Here is a 13,160-nt window from a genome sequence, read left to right on the forward strand (position 1 = left end):
CGTCCGGTGTCGTTATCTAACGCGCGCGATAATTTTCTTCGCGAGAAAACCGGTCGGTCAGCAGCACGAATCGTCAAGGTGGGCCTGACATTCCTGTCTAACCATTGATTCAAGACTTATACTGCCGCATGCGGGATTTGTGTTTTTCGCGGCGGGCTTGCCGCCGCATTCCTCCACATCGAGCATGGCAAGCCTCAATAAAGCATCGTTAGCCTCCTCCATTCAGACTGTGCGCGCAGTCGCGCAGTCGCACCGTACGCGGCGAATTCTCGTTGGTCTGTTGATCTTCGTCGTCGTGATCGGCCTGCTCGGCTTTTTCGCGGCGCCGCCGCTGATTCGCCATATCGCGAGCCAGCAACTGAGCAAGCAGCTCGACCGGCCGGCGTCGATCGGCCGCGTTGCACTCAATCCGTACACGCTGCGTTTCGAGGCCGACAACGTGCATATCGGCGAGCGCGGCGGCGCGGGCGACTTCGTCGATATTTCGCGGCTCATCGTGAAGCCGTCGTGGAGTTCGCTGTTTCGCGGCGCGCCGATCGTCGACGAAGTGCAGGTCGATTCGCCGCGCTTTCATCTCGTTCGCCTCGATGCGCAGCACTTCAATTTCAGCGACCTGATCGAGAAGTTCGCGAACCAGCCGGCAAAACCGAACAGCAAACCGACGCAGTTCTCCGTCTCCAACATTCGCGTCGAAAACGGCCAGGTCAAGTTCGACGACCGCGTGCTCGGCACGAGCCACGTGATCGATGAATGGAAGCTCGGCATCCCGTTCATCGCGACGCTGCCGTCGAAGACCGATATCTTCGTCGAGCCGCTGCTGCGTGCGCGCATCGACGGCGACAGTCAGCTCGCGATCGACGGCAGGACCAAGCCGTTCGCGGCGTCGCGCGAGTCGGAAGTGTCGCTGCGCTTCGACGATCTCGACGTGCCGAAGCTGGTGTCCTACGCGCCATCGAAGCTTCCGGTGATCGTGCAGTCGGGCAAGCTGTCCACTGACCTGAAGCTGAACTTCGTGATGGCGAACGACACGCCGTCGCTGCGCGTGGCCGGCACCGTCGACCTGAACGACGTGGACGTCCAGGATCAGGGCAAGGCGCCGTTTTTCGCCGCGCGCGCGGTGCATGTAGCGGCGGCATCGCTCGAGCCGTTGAAGAGCGTCTATCACTTCGACGATATCCGCATCGATGCGCCGAGCGCGAGCGTCGCGCGCGACAAGGACGGTGTATTGAGCGTCGAGCATATGTTTGCGCCCGCGCCCGGAAAACCGGCGGCAAAGGAAACCGCGGACACGAATGCCAAGCCCAAAACCGCCGCCGCCGAAAAAGCGGCCCCGCCGTTCGACGTCGCGATCAAACGTTTCACACTCAACGATGGCACCGTCAACGTACACGACGAGGCCGCGTCCCGTCCGGTCGAAGCCGGTCTGCAAAATCTCGCGGTCACGCTGACCGATTTCTCGACGCTCGCGTCGGCGCCCGCCCATTACACGCTGAACACGAACCTGAAGGACGGCGGCGGTTCGCTCGCCGCCGACGGCACGGTCGGCCTCGCAGCGAAGACGGCGAGCGCGAAGCTCGATCTGAAGTCGCTGAAGCTGCCGCCGCTGCAGCCGTATCTCGACACCGCGACGTCCGCGCAGGTGCTCGATGGTGCGTTGTCCGCGACGACGAATATCGACACGAACTGGTCGAAGTCGCCCATGGCGCTGACGGTTGCGGACACGAAGCTGGACATGCAGAAGGTGAAGCTCGCGGCGCGCGGCGACAAGACGCCGGTGATCTCGCTCGCGCAGGGCAACGTGGTGGTCAAGCAGGTCGACGTCGCGGCGCGCACGGCCGACGTGACGAGCGTCGACGCAACCGGCCTCGCGGTCGACGCGCAGCGCCTGCAGGACGGCACCGTCAATCTGAACGCGCTCGCGGGGTCGCATCAACAGGCGACGGAGCGCACGGCGATTCACGCGGCGAAAAAAGCGCAGGCCGAGGGCCCCGCATGGCGCTACAAGATCGGCGAATTGACGCTCAAAGACGCGACCGCCGAGTTCACCGACAACATGACGGCACAGCCGGTCAAACTGAGCTTCACGCCGGTGCAGTTGAAGGTGCAGCAGATCAGCGACGACCTGAGCCGACCGCTGCCCGTCGATCTGCAGGCGACGTTGAACAGAAAGGGCACGCTCGGCGTAAAGGGCGACGTCACGGCGACGCCGCTCAAGCTGGCCGTCAAGGTCAACGCGAATCAGCTCGACGCGGCCGCGTTCGAGCCGTACTTCGGCAGCAAGCTGAACGCGTCGCTCGCTAGCGCGCTGCTGAATGCGAACGGCGATCTCTCGGTCAGCCAGGCGAAGTCGCTGAAGGCGAACTTTCGCGGCGACATGGCGCTCGTCGCCGTGCGCATGATCGACAAGGCGACCTCCGACCCGTTCGCGGGCTGGGGCTCGCTTGCGCTGACGAACCTGAAGGCCGATTACGACGAGCACGGGGGGACCGCGGTCGACGCGGGGCGTGTGACGTTCTCCAAGTTCTATGGCCGCGTGCTGCTCGACGCGCAAGGCAAGCTGAACTTGAAGGATGTGGTCGCGCACGAGGGCGGTACGACGCAGTCGCTGACGCGCAGCAAGAGCAGCTCGCACCCGATTCCGCTGACGCCCGAGGCGGTGTCCGAAGCGGTCGCGGCGTCGGCGCCGGCGGCGGTCGCGGCAGCATCGGCTGCGGCGCCGGGCAAGGCAACCACCACGCCTGCGGCCACCGCCACGGCCGCGACGCCGCCACAAAATCCGCTCAAGATGCACTTCGGGCAACTGGTGTTGCAACAGGGCCGCGTGACCTACACCGACAACTTCGTCAAGCCGAACTACACGGCGAACCTCGTCGACATTCAGGGCACCATCGGCGCGTTCGGTACGGAAACGACCACGCCCGCACCGGTCGATGTCGCCGCGAAACTCGCGGCCAACGGTCCGCTGACGATTCGCGGCACCGTCAATCCGCTGATCGCGAAACCGGCGCTCGATCTGACCGCGACCGCGCACGACATCGAGCTGACCAACCTGACGCCGTATTCGGCGAAATACGCGGGCTATCCAATCACGAAGGGCAAGCTCAACGTCGATCTGCACTATCAGCTTGCGAACGACCAGCTCAACGCGAACAACCACCTGTTCATCGATCAGCTGACGTTCGGCGATCATATCGACAACGACACCGCGACCAAGCTGCCGGTGCGTTTCGCAATCTCGCTGCTGAAGAACTCGCGTGGCGAGATCGACGTGAACCTGCCGGTGTCGGGCTCGCTGTCGAACCCCGAGTTCAGCATAGGCGGGCTAATCTGGCATGCGGTGCTCAATCTGCTCGAGAAGGCGGTGACCGCGCCGTTCTCGCTGATCGCGCATGCGTTCGGCGGCAATGGCGAGGACCTCGGCTACGTCGAATTCGAGGCCGGCTCGGCCACGCTCACCGACGCCGACAAGCAGAAACTCGACACGATCGTCAAGGCACTTACCGACAAGCCGTCAATCCGCATGGATCTGATCGGCCGCGTCGATCCGAAGGTCGACGAGCCGGCGCTGCGCACGCGGTACGTGGATCAGATGGTCAAGCGGCAGAAGATCAAGGACGCGGTGGGTAACGGCGAGAGCGTCGATCCGTCGACGGTCACGGTCGATCAGAAAGACTACGAAAAGTATTTGACCAAGGCCTACAAGTCCTCCGACTTCAAGAAACCGCGCAACTTCATCGGCATGACGAAAACGCTGCCGGACGACGACATGAAGAGCGCGCTCGCGGCCAACGCGCCGATCGACGACGCAAGCCTGCGCCAGCTTGCGCAGCAGCGCGCACAGAGCGTGCAACAGTACCTGGAGGGCAAGATCGACAGCAGCCGCGTGTTTATCGTCGCGCCGAAGATGAATGCCGACGATATCAAGGACAAGGGTGCGACGACGCGAGTCGATTTCGGCTTGAAGTGATGGTGGCGGGCGATCAGGTCTGTTGCTTGTCACCCGACAGATTTTGCCGCGGCGTATCGAACAAGCGCGAACACATGGCGGTGGGAAGTCGCCTTCGCCCAAGGCGGAGGCAGACCCATGTCGATTGGCCATTCCGACTGATCCCTGTCGGTTGGTCACTCCCACCGAACCCTGCACGTCCTTCGCGGGCTAGGTGCGTTCCCGTCGACTTGGGCACCAGAAAAACAAACGCGCCGGACATTGCGTACCGGCGCGTTTCATGCAGCACACGTCTTCAGACGTGTCTATCAGGACCGTTTAGTCCTGCGGGATGCTCGCTGGCTCTTACCGAAGCCCCGCGAGCGGCTTACATAGCAGTGGTCAGAGTCAGTATTCAAAGGCATTCCCTCCAAGGTGAAGTTGAGCATTCAGCCTGCGTTGCATCAGGAGGACACGTCTCACGGGGCGCCGCAGCCAGGGGACGGCGTGCGGCCGTCATATGTGCGCTGTGCACGAGCGCGGCGCTGACGCCCGGGGGTGAGACGCATCCCACACACGTCTTCTCATGATCGAAGACGCCCTCGGCGGCTACTCCAACTACTTCAACTGTTTGCCGCCTCAAGGGAAATGTAAGGTATTTCCCGCGAACAAGAAATTGGGCAGGTTGTCGCGCGGCATGTTGTCGTGATGCCGAACTCCGCGTCAGGTTCGAGTCCCCTTCGCATCCTGCGTGGCACGCCGAGAAGAACTAAAAAAAGCCCGACCTGAGGTCGGGCTCCAAAGTCGGCTGCGCCCTCCACAGGACGCAGCCCCTGCAAAACAGCGAGGCTACATGCGTTGCCGCGAGGCTCAAGCAGCCAGCAGCGAGCGCAGCACGAACGGCAGAATCCCGCCGTGCTTGTAGTAGTCGACTTCGATCGGCGTGTCGATACGCAGCAGCACCGGAACGCGCTTGTCGCCGTCCTTGCCGTGGATCACGAGCGTGACTTCCTGTTGCGGCTTGAAGTCGTCGCCGAGGCCTTCGATGTCGTACGTTTCTTCTCCGGTGATACCGAGCGACTGTACGCTATCCGAGCCCTTGAACTGCAGCGGCAGAACGCCCATGCCGACGAGGTTCGAACGGTGGATCCGCTCGAAGCTGCGTGCGACCACGGCCTTCACGCCCAGCAGCTGCGTGCCCTTGGCCGCCCAGTCGCGCGACGAACCCGTGCCGTACTCTTCGCCCGCGAACACGATGGTCGGCGTGTCGGCGTCGATGTACTTCATCGCCGCGTCGTAGATCGACAGCTGTTCGCCGCTCGGCTGGTGAATCGTCAGGCCGCCTTCGACGCGCGTGCCGTCCGCCTTTGCCGGGATCATCAGGTTCTTGATACGGACGTTCGCGAACGTGCCACGCATCATCACGTCGTGGTTGCCGCGACGCGAGCCGTAGCTGTTGAAGTCGGCCTTCTGCACGCCGTTTTCCTTCAGCCAGCGGCCTGCCGGCGAGTCTTCCTTGATCGAGCCTGCCGGGCTGATGTGGTCGGTCGTGACCGAGTCACCGAAGATGCCCAGAGCGCGCGCGCCCTTGACCGGCGCGATGCTGGAGGCCGGCGTCATCGAGAAGTCCTTGCCGAAGAACGGCGGCTCGGCGATGTAGGTCGACTTCGGCCAGTCGTAAACCTGACCTTCTTCGCCCTCGATCTTGCTCCACAGGTCGCCCTTCTTCGTGAGCTGCGAGTAGTTCTTGCGGAACGCGTCGGCATCCATCGCGTACTTCAGCAGCGCGTTGACTTCGTCGCTGGTCGGCCAGATGTCGCCGAGGTAGATGTCCTTGCCGCCCTTGCCCTTGCCGACCGGCTCGGTCATCAGGTCGCGCGTGATGTTGCCGGCGATCGCGTACGCGACGACGAGCGGCGGCGACGCGAGGAAGTTCGCGCGGATGTTCGGGTGGATACGCGCTTCGAAGTTACGGTTGCCCGACAGCACCGCTGCCGCGACGATGTCGTTCTTCGTGATCGCTTCGTTCAGTTCCGGCGTCAGGTCGCCCGCGTTACCGATACAGGTCGTGCAGCCGTATGCGGCCAGCGCAAAGCCGAGCTTGTCGAGGTACTTCAGCAGGTCGGTCTTCGTCAGGTACTCGGTGACGATGCGCGATCCCGGAGCCAGCGACGTCTTGATGTGCGGAGCAACCGTCAGGCCAGCCTCGACAGCTTTCTTCGCGAGCAGACCGGCGGCGAGCAGCACGCTCGGGTTCGACGTGTTCGTGCACGACGTGATCGCGGCGATCAGCACGTCGCCGTTCTTCACGTCGACGCCGTTGCTCGTCGTGTATTTCGCGTCGAGATCGGCGGCCTTTTTCGCGAAACCGTTTTCAGAGACCGGCTTCGAGAACAGCTCGGTGAAGGTCGACTTCACGTGGCCGATCTCGATGCGGTCCTGCGGACGCTTCGGGCCTGCCAACGACGGCGCGACCGTGGCGAGATCCAGCGTGACGACCTTCGTGTAATCGATGTCGCCATCGGCCGGAATGCCGAACAGCTCCTGCGCCTTGAAGTAGTTCTCGAACGCGGAGATTTCCGCTTCCGTGCGGCCCGTGCCGTGGAAGAACTCGATGGTCTTTTCGTCGACCGGGAAGAAGCCCATCGTCGCGCCGTATTCCGGCGCCATGTTGCCGATCGTCGCGCGGTCCGGCACCGACAGCGAGCGCGTGCCTTCGCCGAAGAACTCGACGAACTTGCCGACGACCTTTTCCTTGCGCAGCAGTTCGGTGATGGTCAGCACGAGGTCGGTCGCGGTCACGCCTTCGATCAGCTTGCCCTTCAGGTGCACACCGACGACATCCGGCGTCAGGAAGTACACCGGCTGGCCGAGCATGCCTGCTTCGGCTTCGATACCGCCCACGCCCCAGCCCACCACGCCGATGCCGTTGATCATCGTCGTGTGGCTGTCCGTGCCGACCAGCGAGTCCGGGTAGTACACGGTGTCCGCGCCGTCGGCCTTCTTGTGCACGCCGCGCGCGAGATATTCGAGGTTCACCTGGTGAACGATGCCGACGCCCGGCGGCACGACCTTGAACGTGTCGAACGCCTGCATGCCCCACTTCATGAACTGATAGCGCTCGTTGTTGCGCTGGAATTCCAGCTTCATGTTCAGGTCGAGCGCGTTCTTCTCGCGGAAGTGGTCGACCTGCACCGAGTGGTCGACGACGAGGTCCACCGGCACCAGCGGCTCGATCGACTTCGGATTCTTGCCGACGGCCTTCGCTACGCCGCGCATCGCGGCGATGTCGGCGAGCAGTGGCACGCCGGTGAAGTCCTGCAACACGACGCGCGACACGACGAACGGAATTTCATCGACGCGCGCCGCGTTCGGCTTCCAGTTCGCGAGTTGCGTGACGTGTTCTTCGGCGATTTTCTTGCCGTCGTAGTTGCGCAGCACCGATTCCAGCACGATACGGATCGAGACCGGCAGACGGTCGATTTTGAGGTTCAGAGCCTTGCCGAGTTGCGGCAGGGAGTAGAACTTGCCTTTGCCGGAACCGCTGTCGAATTCCTTGAGCGTTTTGTGGAGGTTGTGGGCCATGGTGTTTTCCTTGGTTTGGATCGCGGAACTACAGTACTCAGCCTAGATGACGTAAAGATCGACGTATTCATTGACCGGCGTCGCTTCGAGCTTGGCCTGGTCGAGCGATACGTCGAGAATCGCCAGTTGTTGCTTGACCGGAAAGCGCCGGGCGAGGTTGTTCTTGAACTTCTCGACCAGCAACGGAATACCGTCCTCGCGGCGGCGCTTATGACCGATCGGGTATTCGACTACGACTTCCCCGAACTTCGACCCGTCGTTGAATTCGATCGTCAGTGCATTGGCGATCGAACGCTTCTCCGGATCGTGATAATCCTTCGTGAACTGTGGATCTTCTACGCATTCCATTTTCGCGCGCAACGCATCGATACGCGAGTCCTGCGCCACTGAGTCTTCGTAATCGGCGGCCGTCAGACGGCCGAAAATTAGCGGCACCGCGATCATGTACTGGATGCAATGATCACGGTCGGCCGGATTGTTCAGCGGGCCTTTTTTATCGATGATGCGAATCGCGGCTTCGTGCGTGCGGATCGTCACGCGGCGAATGTCTTCGACGCGCCGGCCTTGGCGCGAGAGCTGCGCATGCAGCGCGAGCGCGGCTTCCGCGGCGGTTTGCGCGTGGAACTCGGCCGGAAACGAAATCTTGAACAGCACGTTTTCCATCACGTACGAGCCGTACGGACGCTGGAACCGGAACGCGTTGCCATTGAACAGCACGTCGTAGAAGCCCCACGTTTTCGCGCTGAGCACCGACGGATAGCCCATCTCGCCGGTCTTCGAGATCAGCGCGAGGCGCACGGCGCGCGCGGTGGCGTCGCCGGCGGCCCACGATTTGCGCGAACCGGTGTTCGGCGCATGGCGGTAGGTGCGCAGCGCCTGCCCATCGACGAGCGCCTGCGATACCGCGTTGATCAGCTCTTCGCGCGTGAGGCCGATCAGCTGGCCGACCACCGCGGTCGACGCGAGCTTGACGAGCAGCACATGATCGAGCCCGACCTTGTTGAACGAGTTCTCGAGCGCGATGCAGCCTTGAATTTCGTGCGCCTTGATCATCGCGATCAAGACGTCTTTCATCGTCAGCGGCGCTTTGCCGGCTGCGATGGCGGTACGCGAGAGCCAGTCGGCCGTCGCGAGAATGCCGCCGAGGTTATCGGACGGATGACCCCATTCGGCCGCGAGCCAGGTGTCGTTGAAGTCGAGCCAGCGGATCATCGCGCCGATGTTGAAGGCGGCCTGAACGGGGTCCAGCTGGAACGACGTGCCCGGCACCTTCGCGCCGTTGGGGACGATCGTGCCTGCCACGATTGGTCCCATCAGCTTGGTGCAGGCCGGGTAGGTAAGCGCCTCGAGTCCGCAACCGAGCGTGTCGATCAGGCAATGACGCGCGGTTTCCAGCGCGAGCGCCCTGTCGATCCGGTAATTCAGCACGTAGTCGACGATATCGACCAGGACGGCGTCCGGGGCGGGTCGTACGTTGGAGATCGGGGCGGACATCGGGGGCTTCCCTGGCGGCGAAAATCAGTTGCCGGTCTTGTTGATCGCGTTCGATTGCGTTGCAGCCGGCGCGCCCTGTTCCATCGCGACCGTCTTGCACTCGTCGGCGAGACGCGAGCTGTCCTTGTCCTGGAACAGCATGGCCTTCGTCGGGATCACGACGAGGTCCATACCGGATGCCGCGTCGTGGAAGCGGTCAGCGCCCGTGGTGGTCGCTTCGCGCGGCAGGTTGTAGTTCTTGTTCGCCCAGTGAACGGTGACGATCTGGTCACGCTTCATGTCGCCTTTCATTTCGAAAGCCAGACCGTCCTTGCACGACCACTTTTCCGCGCCTTCCGGAATCGGATCGACCTTCGCTTCCTTCACCGGATTGGCCTTGCGCTTGACCAGGCGGCGCGGCTCCGGGCGCTTGGCGACGGCCTTCTTCGTGGTGGTGGTGGCCGTGTCCGCAGCAGCGGCGTCAGTCGCGACGGTCAGCATCGTCGTAGACAGGGCGCCAATCATGGCGGCGATCATCAGCTTTTTCATGGAGAAAACCTTTCTATCAAATCAGTTAAACAGTGCGCGGACGACCGGTCCGGCGGCCGCGCGGGTTGAACTGCACGCGCTGTGGAGCGCACAGCGACCGCTATTTTCTCCTATTTAGCGGCACGTACTTTAAATTCTCGGGTCCGGTGTAGTTCGCGCTCGGCCGGATGATCTTGTTGTCGACGCGCTGTTCGATGATGTGCGCGCTCCAGCCGGCCGTACGCGAGATCACGAACAGCGGCGTGAACATCGCGGTCGGCACGCCCATCATGTGATAAGACACCGCGCTGAACCAGTCGAGGTTCGGGAACATCTTCTTCGCTTCCCACATCACCGATTCGAGGCGCTCGGCGATCGAGAACAGCTTCATGTTGCCCGCTTCCTTCGACAGCTTCTTCGCGACTTCCTTGATGACCTTGTTGCGCGGGTCCGAGATCGTGTACACCGGATGGCCGAAGCCGATCACGACTTCCTTGTTCTCGACGCGGCGGCGGATGTCGGCTTCGGCTTCGTCGGGTGTCTGGTAGCGCGACTGGATGTCGAACGCGGCTTCGTTGGCGCCGCCGTGCTTCGGGCCGCGCAGCGCGCCGATCGCGCCGGTGATCGCCGAATACATGTCCGAGCCCGTGCCCGCGATCACGCGGCCCGTGAACGTCGACGCATTGAACTCGTGCTCCGCGTACAGGTTCAGCGACACGTGCATCGCCTCGACCCACGCCTTCGACGGCTCGACGCCATGCAGCAGATGCAGGAAATGGCCGCCGATCGAATCGTCGTCGGTTTCGACCTCGATGCGCTTGCCGTTGTGCGAGTAGTGATACCAGTACAGCAGCATCGAGCCGAGCGAGGCCATCAGCTTGTCGGCGATGTCGCGCGCGCCGGGCAGGTTGTGATCGTCCTTTTCGGGCAGCACCGTGCCGAGCACCGACACGCCGGTGCGCATCACGTCCATCGGATGCGCGGCGGCCGGAATCCATTCGAGCGCGGCCTTCACGTTGGCGGGCAGGCCGCGCATCGACTTCAGCTTGGTTTTGTAGGCGGTCAGTTCGGCCTGCGTGGGCAGCTTGCCGTGGACCAGCAGGTAAGCGATCTCTTCGAATTCGCAAGCCTCGGCGATGTCGAGAATGTCGTAGCCGCGATAGTGCAGATCGTTGCCGGTCTTGCCGACCGTGCACAGCGCGGTGTTGCCTGCGGTCACGCCCGACAGCGCGACGGATTTCTTCGGTTTGAAGCCGCTTTGCGGTTCGTTGCCGCCTGTTGCGTCAGCGGCTTGCGTCGTCTCGCTCATGTTCCGCCTTCTCCTGTGTGCCGGCTCATCGCCGTCGCCGTTTGAAAAACGCGTCGCTTATGCCACTGACTGTCCGTTAGCGCCAACTTGCGCAAAGAGCGGCGCCGCTTCTTGCGGAACAGCGCGGCCGGTGCTCTGCGCGCGGCGCAGCACCGACCAGTAATAGCGGTAGCTCGCACGGTCGTGCAGCGTATCACCGTGACGCGTCGGGCCCCAATGCGCGGACTGCGCGGCCAACAGGATTTCGGTGGCCGTCGCGATTTCTTCGTCGCGCGGCGCGAACGCGGCGACGATCGCCTCGATCTGCGCCGGATGAATGCTCCACATGCGCGTGTAGCCGAATTCATTGCGGGCGCGCTGCGCGTCGTTCGCGACCACGCTCATGTCGCGCACTTCGGTGCTGACGTTGTGCGACGGCACCTTGCCGTACGCATGGCAGGCCGCCGAAATTTCGAGCTTCGCGCGCCGCACGAGCGGATGATCGAATTGGCCCGGCGAGCGCATCGCGGTATCGGGGATCGCGCCGTCGTGCGCGGAGACGAAGTCCATCAGGCCGAAGCTCAGCGCCTCGACGCCTGGCAGCGCGGCCAGTTCGAACACGCGCGTGAGCGCGCCGTGAGTTTCGACCAGCAACTGCACCGGCACCGGTTGCGCGATGCCGAGTTCGCGCCGCGTCGCCTCGATGAACGCGATCATTTCGGCGGCATCGTGGACGTTGCGGACTTTCGGCAGCGTGATGTAGGCGGGTGCCCGCTTTGCGGCGCGCAGAATCAGCCGCACGTCGTCGCGCCAGTGCGCGTGAGCGAAGTCATGGATGCGTACGCCGACGCGGCCGAAGCGGTCGTGCTCGCTGCCCAGCAGCGATGCGACCAGTTCCGCGTGCTCGGCCTCGCGGCCGACCTGCGCGCCGTCTTCGCAATCGAGCGTGATATCGAACACCGGGCCGAGTTGCTGCTGTAACGCGAGCGACTTCAGCATCAGCTTTTCGCTTCCCGCGTAGTGGTCGCAGGCAGGCAGCACAGCGGGCGGCGCTTCGCCCTCAAACAGCACTTCGGCAGGTGTGAGAACGCGCATCTTCGGCGTGTGGGGTGTGGTGAGGATGAGGAATGTCGGATTCGGGTGTGCTCTGCGCAAGCGCAGTCGGGCGACGGCAAAGCACGTTCGAATCAGAGGCGAATGGCGACGATCGCAGCGCCATGCGCACGAAAAAAACCGGAACCCGCCGCGCTGACGCTTCGGAGTTCCGGTTCATCGGCATCAGATCAGATGCTTAGCCGAGCAGGTGCTGAACGCCGTCGCGCTCTTCCAGCAGTTCCTGCAGCGTGCCGTCCATCTTTTCGCGCGAGAACGCGTCGATTGCCAGACCTTCGACGCGCTTGTACTCGCCGTTTTCGCAGGTCACGGGCACGCCGTAGATGATGTCTTCAGGGATGCCGTACGAGCCGTCCGACGGGATGCCCATCGTGACCCACTTGCCGTTGGTGCCGAGCACCCAGTCACGCACGTGGTCGATCGCAGCGTTGGCCGCCGATGCCGCCGACGACAGGCCGCGCGCTTCGATGATCGCCGCGCCGCGCTTGCCGACGGTCGGGATGAACGTGTTGCGGTTCCATTCTTCGTCGTTGATCAGCTTGGTCAGGTCCTGACCTTCAGCCGTTGCGACGCGGAAGTCCGGGTACATGGTCGGCGAGTGGTTGCCCCACACCGCGAGCTTTTCGATCGACGCGACCGGCTTGCCCGACTTGGCGGCCAGTTGCGACAGCGCGCGGTTGTGGTCCAGACGCAGCATCGCGGTGAAGTTCTTCTTCGGCAGATCCGGCGCCGACTTCATTGCGATGTACGCGTTCGTGTTGGCCGGGTTGCCGACCACCAGAACCTTCACGTCGCGGCTGGCGACTTCGTTAAGCGCCTTGCCCTGAACCGTGAAGATTTCGGCGTTGGCCGACAGCAGATCCTTGCGCTCCATGCCCTTCGAACGCGGACGCGCGCCGACGAGCAAGGCGATGTCGGCGTCCTTGAACGCGACCTTCGGGTCGTCCGTGATCACGACGCCCGACAGCAGCGGGAATGCGCAATCATCCAGTTCCATCACGACGCCTTTGACGGCGGCTTGCGCTTGCGGCAGATCGAGCAGTTGCAGGATCACCGGCTGGTCCTTGCCGAGCAGGTCGCCATTGGCGATGCGGAACAGCAGGGAGTAAGCGATTTGACCTGCGGCGCCGGTGACGGCAACGCGCTTTGCGGGCTTAGCCATTGAGAAATCTCCAGGACGATGCGTTAGACGCTAGGGAAAACGCCATTCTATATGCGCGTTCAGCGAAGCGTTATGAAACACGGCGG

The 13,160-nt window shown here is 63.0% G+C and carries 7 protein-coding genes; 1 reads left to right on the forward strand and 6 read right to left on the reverse strand.

Annotation, left to right across the window (positions count from 1 at the left end):
• Window positions 1-184: 184 nt before the first annotated feature.
• On the forward strand, window positions 185-3,967 hold the full coding sequence (locus tag AB3X94_RS05305; RefSeq protein ID WP_368610949.1) for a DUF748 domain-containing protein: 3,783 nt from the start codon (window positions 185-187) through the stop codon (window positions 3,965-3,967).
• 828 nt (window positions 3,968-4,795) lie between these two features.
• On the opposite strand, the gene acnA is transcribed toward AB3X94_RS05305, so the two are convergent.
• From acnA to AB3X94_RS05335, 6 genes are all read right to left on the reverse strand, one after another.
• Complete coding sequence (gene acnA, locus AB3X94_RS05310) at window positions 4,796-7,510, reverse strand: aconitate hydratase AcnA (protein ID WP_368610950.1); 2,715 nt, start codon at window positions 7,508-7,510, stop codon at window positions 4,796-4,798.
• A 42-nt stretch (window positions 7,511-7,552) separates the two neighbouring features.
• Complete coding sequence (locus AB3X94_RS05315; protein WP_176107161.1) at window positions 7,553-9,004, reverse strand: bifunctional 2-methylcitrate dehydratase/aconitate hydratase; 1,452 nt, start codon at window positions 9,002-9,004, stop codon at window positions 7,553-7,555.
• Window positions 9,005-9,028: 24 nt separating this feature from the next.
• Window positions 9,029-9,532: a hypothetical protein gene (locus AB3X94_RS05320; protein WP_176107162.1), complete on the reverse strand. Its 504-nt coding sequence runs from the start codon at window positions 9,530-9,532 to the stop codon at window positions 9,029-9,031.
• 100 nt (window positions 9,533-9,632) lie between these two features.
• Window positions 9,633-10,820, reverse strand: coding sequence for a 2-methylcitrate synthase (gene prpC / locus AB3X94_RS05325; RefSeq protein WP_368610951.1), 1,188 nt, complete (start codon window positions 10,818-10,820; stop codon window positions 9,633-9,635).
• Between the two features lie 57 nt (window positions 10,821-10,877).
• Window positions 10,878-11,894, reverse strand: a complete 1,017-nt coding sequence (locus AB3X94_RS05330) for a CoA ester lyase (protein ID WP_368610952.1) — start codon at window positions 11,892-11,894, stop codon at window positions 10,878-10,880.
• 196 nt (window positions 11,895-12,090) lie between these two features.
• A complete protein-coding gene (locus tag AB3X94_RS05335; protein ID WP_018438465.1) occupies window positions 12,091-13,074 on the reverse strand; it encodes a malate dehydrogenase in 984 nt (327 codons plus the stop codon).
• Window positions 13,075-13,160: the final 86 nt, after the last annotated feature.

It is taken from the genome of Paraburkholderia sp. BR10923, from assembly GCF_040948765.1.
Classification (GTDB): domain Bacteria; phylum Pseudomonadota; class Gammaproteobacteria; order Burkholderiales; family Burkholderiaceae; genus Paraburkholderia; species Paraburkholderia youngii.